Raw genomic sequence first — 23,848 nt, forward strand, 5'->3', positions numbered from 1 at the left:
CGTATGTTTTTTAAAATGATTCGCGGTACACTTCTCCACCAATGGAAGAAAATGCTGATGATTGCGCTGACTATCGCGCTAGGGTCCTCTCTGGCCACCGCCATGATCAGCGTGGTGATGGATGTGGGCGACAAGGTGAATCAGGAGCTGAAGGCCTATGGCGCAAACATCACGGTGGTGCCAAAGCAGTCTTCCATTGTGAGCAATCTGTACGATGTAGAGGATGAAACGCCCGGCAGCGCGTATTTGAAGGAATCGGAGCTGGGCAATATCAAGACGATTTTCTGGGCGTTCAACATTGTGGATTTTGCGCCCTTTGTCACTACCACCGCTGCCCTGCCGGACGGAACGGAGATACATGTGGTGGGCAGCTGGTTTAATCACCACCTGGATTTACCCACGGGAGAGCAATTAGATGCAGGCATGAGTAGCCTGCGCTCCTGGTGGGATATCCGCGAGGGACAGTGGATTGACGAGCAGTCCGACACGGGGACGGATGTGGTTATGATCGGTGCGGCGCTGGCGGATCAGGAGCAGATCAGCGTGGGCGATCAGATCAGTTTCAGCGGCTCCGCCAGTGACGCAAAGCTTACCGTGGTAGGGATTTATGAATCCGGTGGGGACGAAGACAATCAGGCCTATGTTCCCCTGCATGTGGCCCAGAGCTTGGCGGACCTGTCCGGCTCCATCGGCAGCATAGAGGTCAGCGCCCTGACCACGCCGGACAACGAACTGGCAAAAAAGGCCGCCAAAGACCCTTCGTCTTTGACGGTTGCCCAGTACGAGGTCTGGTACTGCACCGCCTATGCAAGCTCCATTTGCTATCAGATTCAGGAGGTCATCACCGATTCGGTTGCGTCTCCTGTTCGTCAGGTGGCGGATTCCGAGGGGGCCATTCTGGACAAGACGGAGCTTTTGATGCTGCTGATTATGTTCCTGAGTCTGGTGGGGTCGGCGCTTGGCATCAGCAATCTTGTCACCGCCAGCGTCATGGAGCGGTCAGGAGAGATTGGACTGATGAAAGCAATTGGCGCCTATAACCGCTCTGTCACCGCCCTTGTGCTGACGGAAATCCTGATTGCGTCAATTATCGGCGGCGTTGTGGGCTTTTTCGCCGGAATTGGGTTTGCCCAGATCATCGGGCAAAGCGTTTTCGGCTCGGCCATCTCCATTCGTACCGTTGTGATTCCCATTGTGGGCGTGTTGGTGACCTTTGTGACGCTGGCGGGCAGTATTCCGGCCATTCGGATGCTGCTGGGCTTGCAGCCTGCGGAAGTGCTGCATGGCAGATAAATCATTTTGGCGTGGAGGGTCCATGGTATGAAAAGAAGAAAAATGCTCGTTCGCATGATCACCGCCTCCCTGCTGCGGCGCAGGTCGCGGATGCTGGTGGCGCTGCTGGCCATTGCCATCGGGGCGACGATTCTGTCCGGACTTGTGACAATCTATGTGGATGTGCCCCAGCAGATGGGCGCACAGTTTCGCAACTACGGGGCAAATATGATTTTTATGCCCGCAGAGGAAAGCTTTACGGACGCAGATATGCAGGAGAGCCTTTCCACCATCTCGTCAAAAGAGCTGGTGGGGGCCACCCCTTATCAATATAACACGGTGCGCATCCACGAACAGCCCATTCTTGCGGCGGGAACGGACATGGCGGCCGTCCAGAAAACCAGCCCCTACTGGCTGGTGGAGGGCCAGTATCCGGCTAAAACGCATGAGATTCTGGTGGGAAAAAACGTGGCGGAAAGTCTGGAACTCAGCGTTGGAGAAAGCGTGACCGTCAGCTTTACCCCAGAGGATAAAAGCAAGCTGGACAGCACCATTGATTTTCAAATCACCGGGATTCTGAACACGGGCGGCTCCGAAGAAGAATACGTCTACGTCTCCATGGAAGATATGGAGGAGTTGACCGCGCTGCCGGCCCATTTGGATATCGCAGAAATCAGCGTCTCTGCCGGGTCGGCGCAGCTTCAAACCTATGTGGATGAAATCAACGCAGGAAACACGGACATCAGCGCGAATCTGGTAAAACGGGTCACAGCCTCTGAAACCACGGTCCTGTCCAAGCTGCAGGCGCTGGTGCTGCTGGTGACTGTCATCGTATTGGCGCTGACTATGATTTGCGTGGCCACCACCATGACCGCGGTGGTTTCCGAGCGGCGCAGCGAGATTGGCCTGAAAAAGGCAATCGGGGCTTCGGACTCCGGTATTATTGCCGAATTTATGGGCGAAGGAATTTTATTGGGCGGCCTTGGCGGAATCCTTGGGTCCGTTGTGGGCTTTGCGTTTGCCCAATTTGTCAGTGTGAATGTGTTTGGCAGTTACATTTCGTTCCGACTGCTTCTTTTGCCAATTACAATCATCGTTTCCATTGCCGTAACCAGCGTTGCCTGCCTGCTTCCCATCCGCAGCGCAACCTCTGTGGACCCGGCGTTGGTACTAAAAGGAGAATGATGTATGAGCCTGTTAGAGTTTCAAAATGTATTCAAGATTTACGGCGACCTTCACGCCTTGGATGATGTGAGCTTCACAGTAGATCGGGGCGAGTGGATTTCCATAATGGGGCCCTCCGGCTCCGGCAAAAGCACCATGATGAATATGATCGGCTGCATGGACAAGCCAACCAAGGGAAACATCCTGTTGGACGGCGTGGACGTTGCCAAGGAGCCAGCTAAAAAATTGACGGATATCCGCCGGGATAAAATCGGCCTGATTTTTCAGCAGTTCCATCTGGTCAATTATCTCACCGCGCTGGAAAATGTGATGCTGGCCCAGTATTACCACAGCATTCCCGATGAGCAGGAGGCCATGGAGGCGTTGGAGCGGGTGGGTCTTGCGGAGCGCGCCAAGCACCTGCCCAGCCAGCTTTCCGGGGGCGAGCAGCAGCGGGTCTGCGTGGCGAGAGCGCTGATCAATCACCCGGAAATCATTCTGGCGGATGAGCCCACGGGCAATCTGGACGACGCAAACGAGGAAATTGTGGTGGACCTGTTCCGCAAGCTGCACGAAGAAGGGACGACCCTGATTGTGGTCACCCACGATCCTGAGGTGGGCGATGTGGCGCAGCGGCAGATTGTTCTGCGCAACGGCAAGATTGCCCGGCAGACGGTGAATCAAAACTTCACCGGTCATATTCGATTCACAGAGTGAGGTGGAAGTGTGATGAAGTTAAAACGGTGGATTGCAGCGATGATGATGATTGCCAGCCTTGGTGGGTTAACCGCCTGCGGCGACAGCAATGCAAGCTATCAGGACGGTACCTACGAGGGAAAAAGCTCCGTGTATACCAGTGAAGACGGTTCCGACGACGGCAATGGCTACGGGGCGGTGAGCATTACCATCAAAGATGGCGCGATCACGGCATGCACCTATCAGACGTATGAGCCGGACGGAACCTTGAAGGACGAAAGTTATGGCATGGAGGGCGGCAAAATCGCCAACCGGGATTATTATAATAAGGCCCAGAAAGCGGTGGTTGCCTGCGAGGAATATGCCAGCCAGCTCATCCAAAGCGGCAGCGCCAAGGACGTTGACGCCATCACCGGCGCAACCATCAACTATGATTTGTTTCGTGAGGCGGTTGACGAAGCCCTGAGCGGGGCAAAAGCGGCGGGATGAAAGCGGGCGACGCGCTGAGGCACGGGGCGGTTTGCCTTTCGTCGATTTTTCTGCTGCTGGGGCTTCCGTTTCTTCGCTCCGGAACCTTTTCGGACTTGCTGAGCGGAGAGGGCGTTGATGCGCTTACCAGCGCCACGGTGGTGCTGGAACAGCCGTCCGGCGAATATGTGATTTTGCTGAATACCGCCATGCATCCGGATGCGGAGAAGCTTGCGGACTGGATTACCTTTTTTTCAGGAGGAGAAGTTGCCTATATCTTTGAGGATATCTCCTGCTCCGTGCCAAAGGGCGATCAGGGGGCGGTAAGTATGGCAAGAAGCTTTCAGTCCCGTCTGCCGGAAAATCAGATGAAGCTGCATACGGAGGACGCGTCTTTGCTGTGCTCCAAAGCGGATAACGGGCTGTTTGACATTATCATTCTTTCCAGAGAATATGCGGATGCCTACCGTGCAGAGAGCGCTCGCTCCGACGAGGTGCAGGTGCTGGCATTGACCGGGGCGGAAGGATTGGATACTCCATGAGAAAATGGAATGCAATTATCAGCGTGCTTGTCATAGCGCTTCTTCTCATTCATGCCATTGCGGGAGGATATCAGCTGCTGGGCGTGCTGCCGGGCGGCAGGGCCTGGCTGAAGGTCCTGTCGTGGAGCATGATGGCGCTGCTTACGGTCCATGTGATTCTGGGCGTGTGTCTGACGGTGAAAACACTGCGTGCCTGCAAAAAGTCCGGCGTGTCCTATTTTCGGGAAAACAAGCTGTTTTGGACCAGAAGAATCAGCGGCTTTGCCATGATTCTTTTCGTTGCCTTTCATGTTGTGATTCTGACGGGGATCAACGGGGAAGCATACCGCCTCCGGCCTTTTGGGACACTTCAGCTGGTCGGCAGCTTGCTTTTGGTTATTTCAGTCGCGGTGCATATCCTGAGCAACATAAAGCCCCTGCTGATCGCTTTCGGGGCGAAAGGAGTGGGCGCCTTTATAAAGGACATGCTCCTTGTGCTGTCCGTGGTGCTGCTGTTCTGCGGGGTTGCGTTTATCATTTATTTTCTCAGATGGAATGTGCTTTGGAGGTGAACGCTACGCAAGCGGGCTTTGTAAATATTATCGGGGCGGGGCTGGCGGGGCTTTCCGCCGCCATCCATCTGGCGCGGCTGGAAATTCCGTGTCGGCTGATTTCCGTGCAGCCCTCGGAGCGGGCGCAGTCCGTGTTGGCCGAGGGCGGCATCAACGGCGCGCTGGATACCATGGGGGAGAAGGATACTGTCGAAGCGCACTGTGAGGATACTCTGCGGGCCGGGTGCTATCTGGCCGACCCCGCGGCGGTGAGGGGCCTTGCGGAGCATGCGCCGGAGATCATTCGCTTTCTTGATGGGATCGGCGTTCCCTTTAACCGGAAGGACGGGACAATTCAGCTTCGGAATTTTGGCGGGCAGAAGAAAAAACGGACGGCATATGCAAGGTCCAGCACCGGAAAGGTGCTGATGTCCGCCCTGATTGACGAGTGCAGAAAATATGAAAGCCGGGGCCTTGTGGCCCGGCTTTCTCATCATGCGTTCTCGGCGCTGCTTTTTTCCGGGGTTGAAGAACTTGCGTGTGCGGGCGTGCGGGTGGAGGATGTATACACCGGAAAGTCAATTGACTGCACGGGGGCTGTGATTTTCTGCTTTGGCGGGCTGAACGGCTTTTTCCCGGGGATGACCACCGGCACCACGGCAAACAGCGGAGACGCGGCGGCGCAGGCTTTTGCACAGGGCGTCCGGTTCGGAAATCTGGAAATGATTCAGTATCACCCCACCACCATCGGTATTTCCGGAAAGCGGTGCTTAATCAGCGAGGCGGCCCGGGGCGAGGGGGGGAGGCTTTATACCCTGAGAAACGGGAAGCCGTGGTACTTCATGGAGGAAAAGTATCCGGAGCTTGGAAATCTGATGCCCCGGGATGTCATTTCCCGGGAAATGTATTTCGTTTTACGGGACCCGGACTGCGGAGGGCAGGTGTTTCTTGATTTGCGGGAGCTGTCCGGCGAGATATGGAAACAACGCTTACCTGATTTGCGCGCGGAGGTGAAGCACTATCTGGGCCTTGACCCGGCCAAAGCGCCCATTCCCGTGGAGCCGGGAATCCACTATTTTATGGGCGGCATTGACGTGGATGAGTTTCATCGCACCAATGTGGGCAATCTCTATGCGGCGGGGGAGTGCTGCTGCCAGTATCACGGGGCAAACCGGCTGGGCGGAAACTCCATGCTGGGCGCACTGTACGGCGGACAGGCGGCGGCGGAGCATCTGGCAGGGCATCTGCCCGGAATGCTGGCGCCGCTGCCCGCACCGCAGGCCGACAATGACTGCGCAGACCCCAAGATGATTCTGCAAATCAGTGAAATCCTTCTGAGCGCGTTGGGAATAGCCCGGGACGGAAACACCCTGCAATCCGCGCAGGAACAGCTTGAAGATTTGCTGGGGTGCACGCGCAATGAGCGGGAGCACAGCCGAATTTACTTGGCGCTGGCCATAATTCGGTCGGCGGCGTTTCGGGAAGAGAGCCGCGGCGCGCATTTCCGGGTGGACTTTCCCGAGACAAATGAAGAATACCGGCGGCAAACCGTGGCGCACTTTGATGGACAGGTAAAAATGGCCTACCGGGCGTCATTGGAGACAACACCATGAACATACGAATCGATATTCTCCGCAGAGCCACAGAGGAATCGCCGCCCTGGTGGCAGAAAGTTCCGTTTGAAACGGAGCGAGAAAACACAACAGTGGCTGCCGCGCTGAATGAACTTAACAGCGGCGGTTTTCACGATATCCATGGCAAGCTGGTGGAGCCGATTCGCTGGGACTGCTCCTGCCTTCAAAAGAAATGCGGAGCCTGCGCCATGGTCATCAATGGAAGGCCTTGCCTTGCCTGCGACGCTGTACTCAAGACTGCGGCGAAGAAGGGAGTCGTTACGCTCGAACCCTTGCGGAAATTCCCCGTGGTTGCCGACTTGATGGTTGATCGGAGTATCCTGTTTGAAAACCTTTCCCTCATGAAAATTTGGGCGGAAAAAGAGCTTGTTATGACGGATCGGGCAACGGACGCAGCCTATGACGCGTCCCGCTGCCTGCAATGCGGGTGCTGTCTGGAGGTGTGTCCGAATTTTTGCCCGGGGGACGACTTTTTTGGCGCGGCGGGGTTTGTACCTACCTCCCGGTTACTGGCTTCCATGACGGGGGAAGAACAGCAAAGAGTTTGCGCGGCATATGCTTCCCACGCCTATGAAGGCTGCGGAAAGTCCCTTTCCTGCGCCAAAATCTGCCCCGCGGGCATTGACATAGAGCATCTGCTTCTGCGCACCAACGCGCAGATGTTCCGGAGGAAGCATGACAGGATGTAGACGGATTGCCATTGCAGGCGTATTGTGTTTCTTGGCAATCGGGGCCGCAATGATGGCCTTCGCCGGGCATGCCGCACCCCCTGCTTATGTCCACAGCGAGGACCTTGCCGTCGTATTTGAAAACGAGGAAAAGGTGCTCCGCAGGGTTCAAGCTTCCCTGAAAAAGCATGACCGCCGTATCACGCTGACCTTTTCCGGTAAGGGAGAATACATGGAGGATATCAGCGTGCTGGTAAGTGACCTGATGAAAAACGCGCTGACGTTGGGTGACGGCCCGACGGATGGGGATTATATCCGGTATCAATACGGAGGCTATACGCTCTTTTACAGTCATGAACAGGTTGGAGCGCAATACCGGTATACGATCCAGATTGAGCCCATCTATTACACAACCTTGGAGCAGGAACAGCAGGTGGATGAGGCTGTGAAAGGTATTCTTTCAGAGCTGGATTTCAAACGCAGTACCTCGGATTATGAAAAAATCCGTGCCGTCCACGATTATCTGGTTCGGACCGTCACCTATGATACCATCCACAAGAAAAATGAAGGCTATCATCTTGATACAACGGCCTATGCGGCCTTTCTGAATGGCACCGCAACCTGTCAGGGATACAGCGTGGCGGTCTATCGGCTGCTGAGAGAGGCGGGCGTTCATTGCCGTATCGTTACGGGAACCGTGGCTGACGGCGAAACCGCCGAGCGGCACGCATGGAATCTGGTGGAGCTGGACGGGATATATTACAATTTAGACGCTACCTGGGATGCCCTGTTAGAGACGGAGGATTATTTCCTGAAAAGCGATAACGCAATCCCGGATCATGTCCGGGACAGCGAGTTTGAAAAAGAGACATTCCAAGCGCAGTATCCAATGGCTGAGACTGACTATAAGAGCGATGCCGGGCAATTTTCGGCGAACGCCTTAAAAATTCAAAAGAGTTGATGAAAAATGTGCGGTTTGTATGGATGTTTGAAAAAAGCGTGTCTGCTTAGTGCCCCAAAATGCAGAAAGCGGCGGGCTTGATTTTTTAAAATCAAGCCCGCCGTTCGTCGGCTGCTCCGTTATTTTGTGCACGCTGCTTTATCCCGTACGGCGGTGCTTTTGATTGACTAGGGAAAAATAAATTCTCCCACCTGCCTGGTTTCCAGACAGGTCTAAGCTGTTTTAGTCAGGAAAAATACCCACCATTCATCAGAACAGGTAAGACGCAATTGACTTTTTTCAATAATTTTGTGGAATTTTCGATAAATTTTTAAACCAAACCGGTTGTATTTCATAGTAATTTAGTATAGTATAAAGAAAAGGTTAGCATTTCTAACTATTTGACCGCCCAACAGGCGGTAAGGAGGTCGAAATAGATGAGCAATCCGTTGCTTGAATTGCAGGATGTAAGTGTGTCCGTGGAGGATAAAGTCATTTTGGATGGCGTCAATTTGACGATTCGCCCGGGTGAGCTTCACGTGCTGATGGGTCCCAACGGAACGGGAAAATCCACGCTGGTTTCCGCGGTGATGGGGGATCCCCGCTATGAAGTCCGGCGGGGCCGTATTCTTCTGGAGGGCCGTGATATTACGGAGGAACAGGCGGACGCCCGGGCCCGGGCGGGAGCGTTTCTCTCGTTCCAAGCGCCGGAGGAGATTCCCGGCGTTACGCTGGAAAACTTTTTGCGTACTGCCCGGGGCGCGGTGGACGGAAAATCGCCAAAGGTTCTGCTGTTCCGCAAAGAACTGCGGGAGCAGATGGCGGCGCTGGACATGAACGCGTCCTACGCTGACCGGTACTTGAACGTGGGCTTTTCCGGCGGAGAGAAAAAGAAGGCGGAGATTTTGCAGATGCTGATGCTCCACCCGAAGCTGGCCATGCTGGATGAAACCGACTCCGGTCTGGACGTGGACGCGGTGCGCACCGTGACGCAGGGAATCAGGGCCTTCCGCTCCAAGCAAAACGCCCTGCTGATCATCACCCATAACGCCAAAATTCTGGACGGGCTGGACATCGACGCGGTTCACATTCTGGAGGGCGGACGGATTGCCCGTACCGGAGGGGCAGAGCTGGTTTCCGAGATTACCGCAGGTGGCTTTGGCGAGCTGAAAAAGGAGGCGGGGGTTCATGAGCCGCTTTGATCAGGAAAAGACGCGGGTGGAGGCAGTGGACCGCAGCGTCTATGACATTAAGGACCGCGTGGACCCTTCCTTTGAAGTGGATTCCGGCCTAACATCCGCAATCGTGGAGAAGATTTCGGCGGAAAAGCACGACCCCGAGTGGATGCGGATTTTCCGCCTGAAGGCTCTGCGGACATATAACGAGATGGCGCTTCCTGCATGGGGGCCTCCTCTGGACGAGCTGGACATGGAGCACATTGTCACCTATGTCCGGCCCAAAACCGCTATGCAGGGCAAGTGGGCCGACGTGCCCGAGGATATTAAAAACACCTTTGAGCGGCTGGGTATTCCCGAGGCGGAGCGTAAGTCCCTTGCGGGCGTGGGCGCACAGTATGACTCCGAGGTGGTTTACCACAATGTCCGGGCGGAGGTTGCCGCGCAGGGGGTGGTCTATACCGACATGGAAAGCGCCCTTACCGGCCCCTATGCCGAACTGGTCCGCAAGCACTTCATGCGGCTGGTTCCGCCCACCGACCATAAATTTGCCGCGCTGCACGGGGCGGTCTGGTCCGGCGGCTCCTTCGTTTATGTGCCGGCCGGCGTGTCGGTGGAAATCCCACTTCAGTCCTACTTCCGGCTCAATGCGCCGGGGGCGGGGCAGTTTGAGCACACCCTCATCATCGTGGAGGAGGGGGCCTATCTGCACTTCATCGAGGGGTGCTCCGCCCCCAAGTACAGCGTGGCAAACCTCCATGCCGGGTGCGTGGAGCTGTACGTGGGCAAAAACGCCCGGATGCGGTATTCCACCATTGAAAACTGGTCCAAAAACATGTACAACCTGAACACCAAGCGGGCGCTGGTGGAGGAGGGCGGTACCGTGGAGTGGGTGTCCGGCTCTTTCGGGTCTCACACGTCTTATCTCTACCCCATGAGCGTCCTCAAAGGCGCTCGTTCCCGGATGGAGTTCACCGGTATTACCTTTGCCGGTGCGGGTCAAAACTTAGATACCGGCGTGAAGGTGCTTCACGCCGCGCCCAATACCACTTCCCACATCACCACCAAGTCCATTTCCCGGGACGGGGGGATTTCCACCTTCCGCAGCGCTGTCACCGTCGCCCCGGAGGCGGAGGGGAGCAAATCCTCTGTCTCCTGCGAGTCCCTGATGCTGGACAGCCGTTCCCGCTCCGACACGGTGCCGGTGATGGATATTCGCTGCGATCAGGTGGATGTGGGACACGAGGCCAAAATCGGCCGCATCAGCGAAGAGGCTATCTTTTATCTGATGAGCCGGGGGCTTGCCGAGGAGGATGCCCGCGCCCTGATCGTGGGCGGCTTCGCCGAGCCCATTGCCAAGGAACTGCCTTTGGAATACGCCGTGGAGATGAACAACCTTATCCATCTTGAAATGAAGGGCAGCATCGGCTGAAAGGAGGAACCGAAACATGAACAGTGCAATCAACCGTTTGCCGGTTCCCACATGGAGCTGGACCGGTGTGAATCAGGCGGAGGACAGCGCGGTGCTGCCGGAGCTGGCCGTCCGCAAGGCTCCGCCCCTGCCCTACGCAGGGGAATTACCCGAGGGCGTGGAGCTGCTTTCCGCATTGCCGGAGGCTGTCGCGTCCATTCCCAGCGGGATGGGCGAGGCGGTGGACCGCTTCGTCTTGGACCACGCGGATACCGTTTGCTATCTGCGGGCGCAGGGCGGCAAAACCGTCGCGCCCTTAACCCTGACCCGGACGCTGAGTTCCAAACAAAGCGTCGCCGTCACCCACTGGGGCATTTCCGCCGGAGCGGGAAGCGCCCTCACCGTGGTGCAGGTGCTCCGGGGCGGGGCGGACCACGGCGCGGCGGCGGATTTGACCCAGATTGACGCGGAGCCGGGCGCAGTGGTGCGCATCATTCAGATTCAGCTGCTGGAAACCGACAGCCGGAGTTGGAGCGCCGTGGGTGCGCGGGTTGCCGAGGGTGCACGGGTGGAAGTAGTTCGGGCTGTGCTGGGCGGCAGCGTGGCCGCCTGCGGAACCCAGATTCAACTGGAGGGCCGGGCCGCGGAATACAGTCTGGATACCGCCTATTTTGGAGACGGAGAACAGTCGCTGGACTTCAATGATCTGGTGATTCACACCGGAAAAGATACCCACAGTGAGCTGCGCACCGCCGGTGTGCTGGGGGACCGAAGCCGCAAAATCCTGCGGGGGACCATCGACTTTCGCCAAGGGGCCGTCCGCGCCGTGGGGCATGAGAACGAAACTGTGCTGCTGCTCAGCCCCACCGCCCGCAACCGCACTGCACCGCTGATTCTGTGCGGTGAGGAGCTGGTGGAGGGGCAGCACGCCGCCACCGTGGGCCGGTTTGAGGAGGGGCAGCTTTATTACCTCTGCTCCCGGGGACTGTCCCCCGCGCAGGCCAAGCACCTGATGATTGAGGCCCGCTTTGCCCCGGTACTGGATCAAATCCCGGACGAGGCGCTGCGTGCGGAAATTCTTGAAAACATCGGAAGGAGGCTGGGTCAGCCATGAACGAACTGCAAAAACAGTTTCCCATTTTAACCGTGCCGGAAAACGGAAAACGTCTGATTTATCTGGACAACGCCGCCACAACCCAAAAGCCGCTGTCTGTCTTAAAGGCGGTGGAGGACTATTACCGTCAGGACAACGCCAATCCCCATCGGGGCGTATACGAGCTGGGCGTTCGCGCCACGGATGCCCATGAGAACGCCCGGGTGGCGGTGGCCCGCTTTCTCCACGCCGCGCCGGAGGAGCTGATCTTCACCCAGAATACCTCTGAGGGCCTGAATCTGGTGGCGTACAGCTATGGTTTGGAATTTTTGAAGGCGGGGGATGAAATCGCACTCTCCGTGGCGGAGCATCACAGCAATCTGGTTCCGTGGCAGCGGGTGGCCAAGGCCACTGGTGCAAAGCTGGTGTATTTCTATCCCGGTCCCGATGGTCGCCTGAGCGAGGAGGAGCTGGACCGGAAAATTACGGACCGCACCCGGCTGGTGGCCATTGCGCAGGTTTCAAACGTCCTGGGGCTGGAGGCGCCGGTGGCGTCCGTTGTCCGCAGAGCCCGCGCCGTGGGGGCGGTGGTGGTGCTGGACTGTGCCCAGAGTGCGCCCCATCTTCCTGTGGATGTGAAGGCGCTGGACGTGGACTTTGCGGCATTTTCCGGGCATAAGCTTTATGCGCCCATGGGCGTGGGCGCGCTGTATGGGAAGAAGGCGCTGCTGGAAAAAATGCCGCCCTTCCTCAGCGGCGGCGATATGATTGCCTCCGTCCATGAGCAAAGCGTTTCTTACGCCGAAATTCCCCGCTGCTTTGAAGCGGGAACCCGCAACGTGGGCGGCGAGGTGGGCCTGGAGGCCGCCATCCGGTTTATGGACTCCCTCGGCTGGGAGCAGATCCAAGCCCACGAAAAGGCGCTGACGGCCCGGGCGCTGAAGGGCCTGGCCGCCATTCCCCATATAACGGTGTACGGCGAACCGGTCCCCGAGGAGCGGTGCGGCGTGATTTCCTTCAACGTGGACGGCGTGCATCCCCATGACACCGCCACGATTCTGGACGCAAGCGGCATTGCAGTCCGAGCGGGGCATCACTGTGCCCAGCCGCTGATGGAGTTTTTGGGCATCACTGCCTGCGCCCGGGCCAGCTTCGCCGTGTACAACACGGAAGAAGACGTGGACGCGTTTTTAAGCAGCGTGGAACAGGTCAGGAGGTGGATGGGCCTTGGAACTTAACGCCCTGTACAATCAGATTATCGTGGAAAACAGCCGCGCGCCCCAAAACCGCCGCAAGGTGGAGGATGCAACCATCGCGCTGGAGGGCGTGAACCCAAGCTGCGGGGACGACATAGTCCTGGAGCTGCGGGTAAAGGAGGGCGTCATTGAAGACGCGGGCTTTACGGGAGACGGCTGCGCAATTTCTCAGGCCTCCGCTTCGCTGATGATCGATCTGGTCAAGGGCCGGACGGTGGAGGACGCAAGGGAACTGCTGCATCTCTTTTTCGGCATGATTAAGGGAGAGGTGGCGGACGAAACCCGGCTGGAAGAGCTTGAAGATGCCGTGGCCTTACAGGGAGTTTCCCATATGCCCGCGCGAGTGAAATGCGCCGTGCTGGCGTGGCACACGCTGGAAGAGGCGCTGGACGGCAAGCAGCCACAGGAGCTTCGGCTGTAACCCATTCAAACGCTAGGTTAAAGTTGCCATTTTTGCACATTCCTCCGCAGGTGAGAATTTCCGGCGGCCGGTCTTTTGATCGGCCGCCGCTTTTTTGGGCCTGGGTTGCGTTAACAGTGCAGGTAATACTTTCTAGATTAAAAAGTGTGGTTGTTTCTTTTGGAAAAATACTTTATAATGGGTGGGAAATTAACATGGGCAGTTCCTTTGCAATCAGGAAGAAACTGGCTGCACCGGAGAGGGGGGAGACACTTTCGTGAGTGAGACGCTGGATGTACGCAGGCGCGAATTGAAATACCGCATTTCTCTGGCGGAATCTCTGCGGGCGCAGCAGCTGCTCTCTCAGGTGCTGCCGGGGGACGCAAACAACGGGCCCGACGGATATACCGTGCGCTCGCTGTATTTCGACAGTCTTCGAAACCGCGACTATGAGGAGAAGGAGGACGGACTGGAGCGCCGGAAAAAGGTGCGCTTGCGGGTCTATTCTCCCGCCGCCGCGGTGGCCAAGTTGGAGCTGAAGGAAAAGGACGGCGCCTGGCAGCGCAAGCAGTCTCTTATTTTGCCCCGGGAAGCGGCGGAGCGACTGATACGGGGAGATTACGATCCTCTTGCCGCGCTGACGCAGCCGCTGGCGCAGCAGCTTTACCGCTTGATGCTTGAGGAGCTTTACCGTCCTGTTTGCACTGTGGAATACCGGCGCTATGCCTTTGTGGTGCCCGCAAACGATATCCGCATCACCTTTGACCGGTATCTGACTGCCGGGGAGGGGATTCCGGCGCTGTTTGACGAGGAGAAGTTCCTCTATCCCGTGGGCGCGCCGGACGACGTGACCATGGAAGTGAAATTCAACCGCTTTTTGTTCAGCTACATCCGGGACTTGCTGGAGGGCGTGGAAAAGCTGCCGGTGTCTTACAGTAAATATGTGATATCCCGCCGGATCAGCCACACCTTCCGATAAGCGTTCTCCAGGCGCGAACAGCCCTTAAATGACATGGAAAAGAAGGATATGAAACGATGAGAGAAGAGATTTTGGCCCTGCTGGCGGCAAACACGGGCGCGCTGACCTTGCAGGATATTCTGCTGAATTTTTTGATTGCGAGTCTTTTGGGCGTGGTAATTTACCTGTCCTATCGCGTGTCCCACACAGCGGCGGTGTACAGCGCGAAGTTTAACGTTTCCCTGATTATGCTCGCACTGATTACCACGCTGGTGATGAACGTCATCGGCAACAATATCGCCCTTTCTCTGGGAATGGTGGGCGCGCTGTCCATTGTGCGTTTCCGCACCGCCATCAAGGACCCGCGGGACACCGCGTACATTTTTTGGGCGGTGGCCGTGGGGATTTGCTGCGGGGTGCAGGAGTATCTGATTTCCGCCATCGGCTCGGGCGTCATCTTCTTGTTCATGCTCCTTTTCGGCGCGGTGAAGAGCAACGACCGCTATCTTCTGGTGCTACGGGGCGACAGAGCCGTGGAGGAGGAGCTGGAAAAGACCGTGGGGCAGATTTTTGGCGGGAAGGCCCGCTTCCGGGTCAAAAACACCTCCCGGGATACACTGGAGTACATTTATGAGCTTTCTGAAAAGCAGGTCCGGCAGGCAGACCAGAAAACCGGCTCTTTGACGCTTCAGCTTAATAAGCTGGAGGGGATGACTGCGGTCAATCTGGTTAGCCAGAACGACGAGATTAACCGCTAGGCCGCGGGATGAGAAATGAGCGAAAAACTGCCATCGTGGGAATCGTGGTGCTGCTGGCGGCGGTGGTGGGACTGAGCCTGCTGGGTGCGCTGGAAAAGCAGCAGACGCAGGGCGGGGCCTATGACCTGCCCCTAACCCCGGCGCCCCATACCGAAGACGCGATGCAGGGCATTTCTTCTGAGGACTGGACGGTGGACAAAAGCTTTTCCTCCAATCTCCCTCTGGTGATTCTGGACACCGGGAACGAGCGCCCGCCCATCAGCATGGAGCAGGAGAAGGACGGTACCTTCAGCCCTATTGCGGGGGTAGAGCCCTACCGGGCGGGTACCCTCCGGGTCATTGACACAGGAGATGTGAACACGCTGGGGGACAAGGCGTCATACGTCAGCGACGTGCGTCTCAAGCGCCGGGGCAACAGCTCCATGCTCTATGAAAAGGCCCAGTATCTGGTGAAGCTGGTGACGGAATCCGGGCAGGACAATGAGCTGGATTTGATGGGCATGGGGGCGGAATCCGAGTGGGTGCTCAACGGTTCCATGGCGGACAAGAGCATGATGCGGAACTATCTCTCCTACCGCATGGCCTCCGCTTTTATGCCCTATACGCCGGATTCCCGCTATTGTGAGGTGCTCTATTACGAAAACGGGCAGTACCATTACGAGGGCGTGTATCTGCTGATTGAAAGCATCAGGCAGGGGCCGGAGCGGGTGGACATTTCCGACGCCAAGAGCTCGGACAAATTTCCGTCCTATATCGTGCGGCGGGACCGGGCGGCGGAGGATGAAATCATACTGGATACATGGGCCACGGCCGGCCCCTCTAAGGAGGCCCGGCTGGGCCTGATTTATCCCGCGCAGAAAAACGCAACGCCGGAGGCAATTGAGTATGTCACCGAGGATTTGAGCCGTATAGAGAAGGTGCTTTATTCCGATGATCCGGAGATTTTTGCCACCTATTCCCGCTATATCGACGTGGATTCCTTTGTGGACTACTTTCTGTTCAACGAATTTTTCGGAAGCTACGACGCGGGCAAAAACTCCACTTATATGTACAAGGAGCTGGGCGGAAAGCTGCACATGGGCCCGGTGTGGGATTTGGACGGCGCGCTGGACAACTATATCGCGGAGCCGCTGGAGTGGGAGGTAACCGCCTTCCAGACCCAGCCGTGGTTTGACCGACTGTCCATGGACGATAATTTCCTTGACAAGCTGGAGCGGCGGTATGCCGAGCTGCGCAGGGGGCCGTTGTCGGATGAAACGCTGTATGAGACGGTGGACGGCATCGCCGCATATCTTGGTCCCGCCGTAGAGCGGGAGTGGACCCGCTGGGGACATATTTACACCACGTTCAACCGACACAGTATGCAAAACGACGGCGAGCTTGTGCGCAACACCTCCGAGTTTCGTCAGGAGGTCTATCGCATTAAAACCAGTATTTCCCGGCACGCCGAGGCCATCGGCCCGTATCTGAGCGTGCTTGAAAAGTCCGCCAAGATGAACACCGACGCGTCCCTTTACACGCCGCTGGCTCTGCTGCTGGCGATTTTGGTGTTTGCCGTTCCCGCATATTACGCATCCCGCAAATAGGAGGCTGTTCATGGAGACTTCCAGTCTGGCGTTTTTGGTATACGGACTGCCGGCCTGTATCGTGCTGTATTATCTGTGCTTTTTTTCCCGCCCTTTGCAAAACGGCGTGCTGCTGGTGGCAAGTCTTGTGTTTTACGCCTTTGGGCAGACGGTTTATCTGCCCGTGCTGGCCATTTGGATTTTGTGGAGCTGGGTGCTGGGATTGTGGATTAACCGGCGCAAGGCGCGGGGACACAGGGGCTTGGGCGTGACGGGGCTGGCCGTGGTCACAAACGTTCTTTTGCTGGCGCTTTTTCGGCTGGCCGGGCCGATTCTGGCGCTTGTGTATCCGTCTGCGGAGGGATTAACACTTGCGGTGCCCACGGTGGTTCCGCTGGGGCTGGCCTTTTTTACGCTCCAGTCGATAGGATATTGTCTGGATGTGTACCGGGGGGACATCCCGGCGGAGCGTAATCCTCTGTACGTGGGGCTGCATCTAGCCTTTTTCCCCAAGCTGGCTGGCGGGCCTCTGGTGGACTTTGCCGATTTTCGGCGGCAGCTCACCCACCGGACCCACAGCGCCGGGCAAGTCAACCGGGGTCTGTGCCGCTTTGTGCTGGGCCTGTCGAAAAAAATCCTGCTGGCGGGGCAATTGGCCTATCTGGTGGACTTTGTGTTTAACCAGACCAGCATGGACAACACCGTGGTGCAGGTACCGGTGCTGCTGGTTTGGCTGGGGCTGCTGGCCCTGTGCCTTCAGTTTTACTATGAGCTGTCCGGGTATGCCGATATGGCCATCGGGCTGGGTCTGGTGTTTGGCTTCACCTTGCCGGAGCAGGTCTGCGCCCCCTTTCAGGCCGACAGTCTGGCAGACTTTTGGCGGCGCTGGGAGATTACGAGTTTGGGCTGGTTTCGCAAGTATCTGTACGGCTCCATACCCCGGCAGGAAAACCAGGACATGGTGATTCGCAGCCTTGCGCTGGTGTGGCTGTGCTTCGGCTTGTGGCACGGGCTTGAGTGGACATTTCTGGCCTGGGGCGTTTGGAACTTCGCGGTGCTTCTTTCGGAAAATTCCTTCCGCCATGTGGCGCGGATACCGGGCGGTGCGCTACGCCGCATCTACACCCTGCTGACGGTGGCGGTGGGCTTTGTCCTGCTGAAAAGCCCCACTCTGTATCACGCGGGGCAGTTTTTTATTGACTTGCTGGGCCTTGGGAACAACGCTTTTTCCGGTGACTTTTTCTACGCTGCGCTGCGGGAATATTGGGCGCCTCTGTTTTTCGGCGTGCTGTTTGCAACGCCGGTTGCCACGAGGCTCTCGGTGTTTCTTGGGCGGCGGGGCCGGGTCTTGCGGTGCGTGGCGGCCATTGGATATTCGGTGGGACTTGCGGCGCTGCTGATTCTGTGTCTGGCGTTTCTCGCCCGATGAGTCGCCGCCCATTTCGCAGGCGCAGCTAAACCAGTGCAAGGAGGCAGCATGAAACAATCAGGCAAAACGGAACTGTATCGGCGGGCGGCGGGTATATTGCTGCTGCCCATCCTGCTGGCGGCGGGGGGCTTTGCCCTGTATACCGCCGGGAATGGTGCGGTGGGGACCGCTCTGAAATTTGACCTGTGGGAAAACCGGCTGAATCCGGGTGAGCTGCAAAGCAGCGTGGAAAAAAGCATGCGGACTGACCTCCCCAAGCAGACGGCAAACCTGGTCTATTCCGCCGCGCTGGTGGCGCAGGGCAGGCGCACCAGCGGCGATTTTTACATTCTTAAGGACGACGAGGGCTTTCTTTACAGGACCAATCTCTATCAGGCGGTCGACCCCGACGTGATGGAATATGCCCAGCGGCTTGAACGGCTGCGCATGGCCGCCCAAAAGACGGGTGCGTCGGTGCTGTTTGTGGGTGCGTCGGGAAAGCTGACGCCGGGCGTCAGTCAATTTCCCTCCGGCTATACGCCCGATTATGCCAGCCTTCGCAATCTGGATGAGCTGTTCATTGACTTGATGGCGGTTGGAGTTGACACACTGGATTTGCGCGAGAGCTTTCGGGAAGCGCCGCTGGCCTATGATGCGTATTATTATCGGACGGACGTGAAATGGACGGCACGGGCTGCCCAGTTCGCCGCCTTAAGCATTGCTCAGCGGCTGGAAGAGCTGTTTGGACTACAACTTGATCCCAGCGGATGGGCGGCCGATCCCGCCCGCTACGAGGAGACCGTGTACCCCGGTCAGCTTCTTGGAAACGAGGGCCGCGCCTCCGGCTTATATTGGAGCGGGACGGACGATTTTGTAACCCTCGCCCCGTCCTTTGCCACGGATTTGACGGTGGAGCTGACGGATGAGAGCGACCATGAGACAAGCCGCCGGGGGACCTTTAACCAGACCATTCTGGACTTAACGGAGGTCGACGAGCTGGCGGGCGCGCCCGGGAACCTGTTCCCCATTTATTACGGAAAGCGCACGGCCCGGGTGGAGATTGAAAACCACAAGCTGCCGGAGGGGGCGCGGGTGCTTCTGGTGTGCGACGAGAATTTCTTTTCCACCGCTGCATATCTTTCGATGATGTGCGCCCGGGTGGACGCGGTAGAGATCAGCGTTAATTCCGCGGAGCAGGTGGAGCGGATGGTTTCCAGCGGAGGTTACGACTGCATTGTGGTTGCATGCCAGAGTCAGAGCATCGGCGCGGCCATGTTCCCGTTTTTTGAGGAGTAATTTCAGGCAGCTACCCGCAAGTTGGGGAGCTTTTAAAAATTATTTGCCGACGTACCAGCATCTTTCAGGGTTGGAATGATGCGGTATTTCCGTGAAACACAAAGGGGAGGGGGATTTCAATGACGGTCATTAAAAAGGTGGGCTTTTCACTGCGGCTGCTGCTGTTTCTGGCCGTGCTGGTCGGGGCGTTCGGGCTGGTATGGCAAGCCAACGCCGCACCCTCCGAGGACGGCCCGGCAGAGATATTCTTTCTCTCCACCCAGAACGAAGCCAACTGCACCCTGATTCGTCAGGGGGACGCTGTGATTCTGGTGGATACGGGGGAGGCAGTGGACGGACCCGCCATTGTGGAATTTTTGCGGGAAAAGGACGTTTCCCGCATCGACTATTTGATTCTGACCCACCCCGATCAGGACCACATCGGTGGGGCGCCTGCCGTGCTGGCGGAATTTTCCGTGGGCACGGTGATTCAGCCCTATTATACTAAGGAAAACGACAAGGCCGAGGCGCTGGAAGATATATTTGCAGAGCTTGACGTCAAGCCCCTGTCTCCCACGCGCCCCCGCAGCTTCACCTGCGGCGGTCTGCGGATGACCGTCTATCCGCCGCTGGAGCGGCAGTATCGCAAGGATAATAACTATTCACTGGCGGTTCTGGTGCGCCACGGGGAAATCAATATGCTGTTTCCGGGAGACGCGGAGGAAAAGCGGCTGGGAGAGCTGCTGCGCGTCCATTGGCCGGAGGTGCAGCTTTATGAGGTAGCCCGCCACGGCAGGGCCAGTCCCTCGTCCGGGGCGCTGATTGAGCGCTTGAACCCACAGTATGCTGTGAGCCCCTCAAAAGGCAGCGACAGCGCCATTCGGGAGGCCTGCAATCGGGTGGGGGCGGAGTTGCTCTACACCATGGACGGAACCCTTCACTTTTCCAGCGACGGGACAGCCTTGACCCGTCTGTATCCCGAGGATAAGGAGCAGCCATATGCCGATACTTGAACGGGAGGCGGAGATCCGCGAGGCCCCGCCTCAAACATCCGCCAACGCCTTTTCCAAAGGCGGCGACGCCAGAGCGCTGCGCAACCGGTCGTGGGTACTACTGACGGTCATCCTGAATACCGTCTATCTCTATTGGCGCATTCGATACACCCTGCCGCTGGAATACGGTACAATTTCCATCATCGCGGGTGTTGCTTTGCTGGTGATAGAGGTGCTGGGCGCGCTGGAGTCGTTGGTGCATTACTTCAATATGCACCGCATCGAAAACCATCCCGTGCCGGATGTGCCGCCGGAGCTGTTTCCCGAGGTGGATGTTTTCATCGCGACTTATGCCGAGCCGGAGGAGCTTTTGTATAAGACCGTCAACGGCTGCAAATATATGGAGTATCCAGACCCGGCGAAGGTCCACATTTACCTGTGCGACGACGGCAACCGCTCGGAAATCCGAAGGCTGGCCCGGGAGATGGGAATCCGCTATATCGGGCGCAGCGAAAACACGGGGGCCAAGGCCGGAAACCTGAACAACGCGCTGGCCCGGACAAGCGCGCCATTGATTGTCACGCTGGACGCGGACATGATCCCCCAGCGAAAATTTCTGATGCACTGCGTCCCCTATTTCGTGGACGCGGAGCTGAAAAACAAAACCCGGTCCGAAAAGGACAAAATCCGCATGGGCTTTGTCCAGACGCCCCAGAGCTTTTACAACCCGGATCTGTTTCAGTTTTTTCTTTACTCCGAAAACAGAATTCCCAATGAACAGGACTATTTTTACAAGGATATTCAGGTGTCCCGTAACCGCTCTAACAGCGTGATTTACGGCGGCTCCAACACGGTGCTCAGCCGCGCCGCCATAGAGGACATCGGCGGATTTTATCAGGGCGCCATCACCGAGGATTTTGCGACGGGTATCTTGCTGCAAAAGAAAAAATATACCTGCTATGCCATCAACGAGGTGCTGGCCAGCGGCCTTTCCCCCACGGACCTGCCCAGTTTGATTCAGCAGCGCATCCGCTGGGCCCGGGGCTGTATCCAGACGGGGCGCAAGCTTCATATCCTTTTTACGCCGAAGCTGACCATGGGCCAGAAGGCAAATTATTGGGCCTCCATCTGGTATTGGTTCGGGCCTGTCAAGCGCTTTATTTACATCATGTCGCCCATTTTGTTTGCCGTGTTCGGCTTTATGGTCATCAAGTGCACCCTGCCGGAGGTGCTGATTTTCTGGCTGCCCATGTATCTTTCCAGCAACGTGACGCTGCGGATGCTCAGTCAGGGTATCCGTTCCACCAAATGGACGAACGTGTATGAGACAGTGTTTTTTCCCTTCCTGTTCTTCCCTGTGCTGGCCGAGAGCCTTGGGATTTCTCTCAAGAAATTTCAGGTCACGAGAAAAGACGGCGGCGGCCGAGACGGGGTCCGGGCCGCGCTTTATGCTGTCCCTTTCGCGCTGTTTATCGGGCTGTCCGTTCTGGGAATTTTCAATTGCGTAAGCATGATTTTCCGCAGCGGCAGCATCGCGCCGATTGCGGTGCTGTTCTGGCTGAGCGTGAATCTGTTCAACCTGATCATGTCCCTGTTTTTTGTGCTGGGACGGGGCTTTCTGCGCATGAACGAGCGGGTGGAGGCCGAGGTGGACTGCCTTTTAAGCATCGGCGCTTTGCGAGAGCTGCGATGCGTTACAAAGGACTTTTCCGAAACCGGCATTGCCGTGCGCCTGTCCGTCCCCATAGATGTCGATGACAAGGAGGAAGCGGAAATCCTTTTGAAAACCGAGCTCTATACCGCGCGGCTGAAGGGCCGGGCGGTGCACATCGGCCCCATTCCGGGCGGCTGGAAATGCTCTTTTTTCATTACCGATTACGGTCAAAGTAAGGGGGAATATATGCAGATGCTGTATGACCGGGTGCCCGGTCTGCCCACCACCCTTAATAAATCTCACAGTACTTTCGACGATCTGCGTTTGAATCTGATGCGCCGGACCCAGGCCGTGATGTATCAAAACCGACGACATGCACGTGTTTCTCTGGATGTGTCGGTGCCGTCAGATCTGGGGCGCGCGGTGCACATCGACAATTTCGACTATAAATATCTGGCGACGGATACCAGAAATTTGCCGTCTGAGTTTTCTTTGCAGCTAAGGGAAGGACTGACGCTGATGTGTGCGTTTGAACGGAACCTGCCGAGCGGAAAAAAGCTGTATGCCGTGGCCAATTATGACGCGTTGCACAACGACGAACGAGCCGTCGCGCGGCTGAGTCAATGGCTGCTATGGGCCATGAAGCAGGGGACTCCTGCGGCGGAAGTGACCGCTGAAAGGCCTCGGTATGCGGAGCTGGAGGACTGCCTGCTGGGCGTTGGACCGGCGGACAGGGAGCCTTTGGATGCGTAGGCGGGGCGGCAGGCTGCGGCGGTGGGTGTCCGTATTGCTGGTGTTGCTGCTGGTTGGGGGAGGAATTTTTGCGTATCGCTGGAAAGCCGGCGAGGAGCGGCGCTTTGTAAAGGCGCTGGGCGCTGGTTGGAACCTTGGCAATACACTGGATGCGCATAACCTCCACAAGGAGACGGACGACCCCAACGCGTATGAGACATATTGGAACAACCCGTCCACCACGCCGGAGCTGTTTTCCGATGTGAAAGCGGAGGGCTTTGATCTGGTGCGCATTCCCGTGACCTGGTACGAGCATGTGGACGAGGACCTCCAGGTGGACGGAGCGTGGCTGGACCGGGTGCAGCAAGTGGTGGACGAGGCGCTGGAGGCAGGGCTGTCCGTCATCATAAACGCACACCACGATCCGTGGTACACGCCGCTGGAGTCGCAGGCCGAGGAGGCCGAGGTTTGGACGAGGGCCTTGTGGAGCCAGCTTGCGCTGCGGTTTCAGAAATATGATGAGACGCTTCTGTTTGAGAGCATGAACGAGCCCCGGCTCATCGGTACGGAGCAGGAGTGGGGCGACGGAACGCCCGAGGCGCGGGAAATTGTCAATCGTCTCAACCAGGTGTTTGTGGAAACTGTTCGTGCTTCCGGCGGAAAAAATTCTGACCGCTATTTGCTGCTGCCCACTTACTGTGCCCGCACGGGGACAGACGCGCTGGAGGGCCTACAAATGCCGGAGGGGAAGCGGCTGATTGTTTCCCTGCACCTTTACGAGCCGTATGACTTTACCCATCAGGAGTCCGGTCCCGACGACTTTTCCCCCGACAGTGAGAGGGACACGAAGGCCATCGACCAGACCTTCCGGGATGTGGAGCGCCTGTTCACGCGCAAGGGCATTCCCGTGATCATCACCGAGTTTGGCGCGCGGGACAAGGACAACGAGGACGCGCGCATCCGGTGGGCGGAGTATGTTTTGGAAGCCGCCCGCCCTCTGGGCATCCCCTGTGTCTGGTGGGATGCGGGCGGCAGGCAGGAGGATGAGAAATCCTTTTCCCTGTACGATCGGTACGGCCGCATGTGGCTGTTTCCGGACCTGACTGCCGCGCTGACGGAGTGAAGACAGCGCCGTGATAAACGGGCATGGTTTCCGCGCGGATGCGCTGGAAAGCGGCGGAGAAAACTGCTCAAAATTGAGGAAAGCAGAGCCGTGAGAGATGATATCTCTCGCGGCTCTGTTTGTGTTCGGTGCGT

General features: G+C 57.4%; 22 protein-coding genes. All 22 read left to right on the forward strand.

Features of this window, described 5'->3' with window-relative positions:
• The first annotated feature begins 3 nt into the window (after positions 1-3).
• The 22 genes from ABVS15_RS11785 to ABVS15_RS11890 all read left to right on the forward strand — a co-directional run bounded on the left by ABVS15_RS11785 (position 4) and on the right by ABVS15_RS11890 (position 23,714).
• The gene (locus tag ABVS15_RS11785) at positions 4-1,293 is read left to right on the forward strand and encodes an ABC transporter permease (RefSeq protein WP_369283874.1); all 1,290 of its coding nucleotides are present in this window, start codon (positions 4-6) and stop codon (positions 1,291-1,293) included.
• 27 nt (positions 1,294-1,320) lie between these two features.
• Positions 1,321-2,457, forward strand: a complete 1,137-nt coding sequence (locus tag ABVS15_RS11790) for an ABC transporter permease (RefSeq protein WP_369283875.1) — start codon at positions 1,321-1,323, stop codon at positions 2,455-2,457.
• A 3-nt stretch (positions 2,458-2,460) separates the two neighbouring features.
• Positions 2,461-3,153: an ABC transporter ATP-binding protein gene (locus ABVS15_RS11795; protein ID WP_369283876.1), complete on the forward strand. Its 693-nt coding sequence runs from the start codon at positions 2,461-2,463 to the stop codon at positions 3,151-3,153.
• A gap of 12 nt (positions 3,154-3,165) precedes the next feature.
• Complete coding sequence (locus ABVS15_RS11800) at positions 3,166-3,621, forward strand: FMN-binding protein (RefSeq protein WP_369283877.1); 456 nt, start codon at positions 3,166-3,168, stop codon at positions 3,619-3,621.
• Positions 3,618-4,142, forward strand: coding sequence for a hypothetical protein (locus tag ABVS15_RS11805; RefSeq protein ID WP_369283878.1), 525 nt, complete (start codon positions 3,618-3,620; stop codon positions 4,140-4,142). Before ABVS15_RS11800 ends, ABVS15_RS11805 begins: the two co-directional genes overlap by 4 nt.
• Positions 4,139-4,693 (forward strand): pilus assembly protein PilX, encoded by a 555-nt coding sequence (locus ABVS15_RS11810; protein ID WP_369283879.1) that lies wholly within the window; start codon positions 4,139-4,141, stop codon positions 4,691-4,693. The genes ABVS15_RS11805 and ABVS15_RS11810 overlap by 4 nt, the downstream gene beginning before the upstream one ends.
• Positions 4,690-6,285 carry an FAD-binding protein gene (locus tag ABVS15_RS11815; RefSeq protein ID WP_369283880.1) on the forward strand — a complete coding sequence of 532 codons (1,596 nt, stop codon included), beginning with the start codon at positions 4,690-4,692 and terminating at the stop codon, positions 6,283-6,285. Before ABVS15_RS11810 ends, ABVS15_RS11815 begins: the two co-directional genes overlap by 4 nt.
• A complete protein-coding gene (locus ABVS15_RS11820; RefSeq protein WP_369283881.1) occupies positions 6,282-6,995 on the forward strand; it encodes a 2Fe-2S iron-sulfur cluster-binding protein in 714 nt (237 codons plus the stop codon). Before ABVS15_RS11815 ends, ABVS15_RS11820 begins: the two co-directional genes overlap by 4 nt.
• On the forward strand, positions 6,982-7,935 hold the full coding sequence (locus ABVS15_RS11825) for a transglutaminase domain-containing protein (RefSeq protein ID WP_369283882.1): 954 nt from the start codon (positions 6,982-6,984) through the stop codon (positions 7,933-7,935). The genes ABVS15_RS11820 and ABVS15_RS11825 overlap by 14 nt, the downstream gene beginning before the upstream one ends.
• Before the next feature lie 416 nt (positions 7,936-8,351).
• On the forward strand, positions 8,352-9,116 hold the full coding sequence (gene sufC, locus ABVS15_RS11830) for a Fe-S cluster assembly ATPase SufC (protein WP_369283883.1): 765 nt from the start codon (positions 8,352-8,354) through the stop codon (positions 9,114-9,116).
• The gene (gene sufB / locus ABVS15_RS11835; protein ID WP_369283884.1) at positions 9,103-10,521 is read left to right on the forward strand and encodes a Fe-S cluster assembly protein SufB; all 1,419 of its coding nucleotides are present in this window, start codon (positions 9,103-9,105) and stop codon (positions 10,519-10,521) included. Before sufC ends, sufB begins: the two co-directional genes overlap by 14 nt.
• Positions 10,522-10,537: 16 nt before the next feature.
• Positions 10,538-11,614 (forward strand): SufD family Fe-S cluster assembly protein, encoded by a 1,077-nt coding sequence (locus tag ABVS15_RS11840; RefSeq protein ID WP_369283885.1) that lies wholly within the window; start codon positions 10,538-10,540, stop codon positions 11,612-11,614.
• A complete protein-coding gene (locus ABVS15_RS11845) occupies positions 11,611-12,831 on the forward strand; it encodes a cysteine desulfurase (RefSeq protein WP_369283886.1) in 1,221 nt (406 codons plus the stop codon). Before ABVS15_RS11840 ends, ABVS15_RS11845 begins: the two co-directional genes overlap by 4 nt.
• Positions 12,821-13,270, forward strand: a complete 450-nt coding sequence (gene sufU / locus ABVS15_RS11850) for a Fe-S cluster assembly sulfur transfer protein SufU (RefSeq protein ID WP_369283887.1) — start codon at positions 12,821-12,823, stop codon at positions 13,268-13,270. Before ABVS15_RS11845 ends, sufU begins: the two co-directional genes overlap by 11 nt.
• Before the next feature lie 256 nt (positions 13,271-13,526).
• Positions 13,527-14,228 carry a polyphosphate polymerase domain-containing protein gene (locus ABVS15_RS11855; protein ID WP_369283888.1) on the forward strand — a complete coding sequence of 234 codons (702 nt, stop codon included), beginning with the start codon at positions 13,527-13,529 and terminating at the stop codon, positions 14,226-14,228.
• A gap of 56 nt (positions 14,229-14,284) precedes the next feature.
• Positions 14,285-14,965: a DUF4956 domain-containing protein gene (locus ABVS15_RS11860; protein WP_369283889.1), complete on the forward strand. Its 681-nt coding sequence runs from the start codon at positions 14,285-14,287 to the stop codon at positions 14,963-14,965.
• Between the two features lie 8 nt (positions 14,966-14,973).
• The gene (locus ABVS15_RS11865) at positions 14,974-16,551 is read left to right on the forward strand and encodes a CotH kinase family protein (RefSeq protein WP_369283890.1); all 1,578 of its coding nucleotides are present in this window, start codon (positions 14,974-14,976) and stop codon (positions 16,549-16,551) included.
• 10 nt (positions 16,552-16,561) lie between these two features.
• Complete coding sequence (locus ABVS15_RS11870) at positions 16,562-17,959, forward strand: MBOAT family protein (protein WP_369283891.1); 1,398 nt, start codon at positions 16,562-16,564, stop codon at positions 17,957-17,959.
• A 48-nt stretch (positions 17,960-18,007) separates the two neighbouring features.
• Positions 18,008-19,234 carry a hypothetical protein gene (locus ABVS15_RS11875; RefSeq protein ID WP_369283892.1) on the forward strand — a complete coding sequence of 409 codons (1,227 nt, stop codon included), beginning with the start codon at positions 18,008-18,010 and terminating at the stop codon, positions 19,232-19,234.
• Between the two features lie 119 nt (positions 19,235-19,353).
• Entirely contained in the window at positions 19,354-20,226 is an 873-nt protein-coding gene (locus ABVS15_RS11880; RefSeq protein ID WP_369283893.1) for a ComEC/Rec2 family competence protein, read from the forward strand.
• Complete coding sequence (locus ABVS15_RS11885; RefSeq protein ID WP_369283894.1) at positions 20,213-22,612, forward strand: glycosyltransferase; 2,400 nt, start codon at positions 20,213-20,215, stop codon at positions 22,610-22,612. The genes ABVS15_RS11880 and ABVS15_RS11885 overlap by 14 nt, the downstream gene beginning before the upstream one ends.
• Positions 22,605-23,714: a glycoside hydrolase family 5 protein gene (locus tag ABVS15_RS11890; RefSeq protein WP_369283895.1), complete on the forward strand. Its 1,110-nt coding sequence runs from the start codon at positions 22,605-22,607 to the stop codon at positions 23,712-23,714. The genes ABVS15_RS11885 and ABVS15_RS11890 overlap by 8 nt, the downstream gene beginning before the upstream one ends.
• Positions 23,715-23,848 lie beyond the last annotated feature (134 nt).

This window comes from Oscillibacter sp. GMB15532 (assembly GCF_041020825.1).
Lineage (GTDB): Bacteria > Bacillota > Clostridia > Oscillospirales > Oscillospiraceae > Oscillibacter.

Coding starts and splice junctions, on each gene's coding strand:
- ABVS15_RS11785 (WP_369283874.1), top strand. CDS start 4: ATGTTTTTTAAAATGATTCGCGGTACACTTCTCCACCAATGGAAGAAA.
- ABVS15_RS11790 (WP_369283875.1), top strand. CDS start 1,321: ATGAAAAGAAGAAAAATGCTCGTTCGCATGATCACCGCCTCCCTGCTG.
- ABVS15_RS11795 (WP_369283876.1), top strand. CDS start 2,461: ATGAGCCTGTTAGAGTTTCAAAATGTATTCAAGATTTACGGCGACCTT.
- ABVS15_RS11800 (WP_369283877.1), top strand. CDS start 3,166: ATGAAGTTAAAACGGTGGATTGCAGCGATGATGATGATTGCCAGCCTT.
- ABVS15_RS11805 (WP_369283878.1), top strand. CDS start 3,618: ATGAAAGCGGGCGACGCGCTGAGGCACGGGGCGGTTTGCCTTTCGTCG.
- ABVS15_RS11810 (WP_369283879.1), top strand. CDS start 4,139: ATGAGAAAATGGAATGCAATTATCAGCGTGCTTGTCATAGCGCTTCTT.
- ABVS15_RS11820 (WP_369283881.1), top strand. CDS start 6,282: ATGAACATACGAATCGATATTCTCCGCAGAGCCACAGAGGAATCGCCG.
- ABVS15_RS11825 (WP_369283882.1), top strand. CDS start 6,982: ATGACAGGATGTAGACGGATTGCCATTGCAGGCGTATTGTGTTTCTTG.
- sufC (WP_369283883.1), top strand. CDS start 8,352: ATGAGCAATCCGTTGCTTGAATTGCAGGATGTAAGTGTGTCCGTGGAG.
- sufB (WP_369283884.1), top strand. CDS start 9,103: ATGAGCCGCTTTGATCAGGAAAAGACGCGGGTGGAGGCAGTGGACCGC.
- ABVS15_RS11840 (WP_369283885.1), top strand. CDS start 10,538: ATGAACAGTGCAATCAACCGTTTGCCGGTTCCCACATGGAGCTGGACC.
- ABVS15_RS11845 (WP_369283886.1), top strand. CDS start 11,611: ATGAACGAACTGCAAAAACAGTTTCCCATTTTAACCGTGCCGGAAAAC.
- ABVS15_RS11860 (WP_369283889.1), top strand. CDS start 14,285: ATGAGAGAAGAGATTTTGGCCCTGCTGGCGGCAAACACGGGCGCGCTG.
- ABVS15_RS11865 (WP_369283890.1), top strand. CDS start 14,974: ATGAGAAATGAGCGAAAAACTGCCATCGTGGGAATCGTGGTGCTGCTG.
- ABVS15_RS11870 (WP_369283891.1), top strand. CDS start 16,562: ATGGAGACTTCCAGTCTGGCGTTTTTGGTATACGGACTGCCGGCCTGT.
- ABVS15_RS11875 (WP_369283892.1), top strand. CDS start 18,008: ATGAAACAATCAGGCAAAACGGAACTGTATCGGCGGGCGGCGGGTATA.
- ABVS15_RS11880 (WP_369283893.1), top strand. CDS start 19,354: ATGACGGTCATTAAAAAGGTGGGCTTTTCACTGCGGCTGCTGCTGTTT.
- ABVS15_RS11885 (WP_369283894.1), top strand. CDS start 20,213: ATGCCGATACTTGAACGGGAGGCGGAGATCCGCGAGGCCCCGCCTCAA.
- ABVS15_RS11890 (WP_369283895.1), top strand. CDS start 22,605: ATGCGTAGGCGGGGCGGCAGGCTGCGGCGGTGGGTGTCCGTATTGCTG.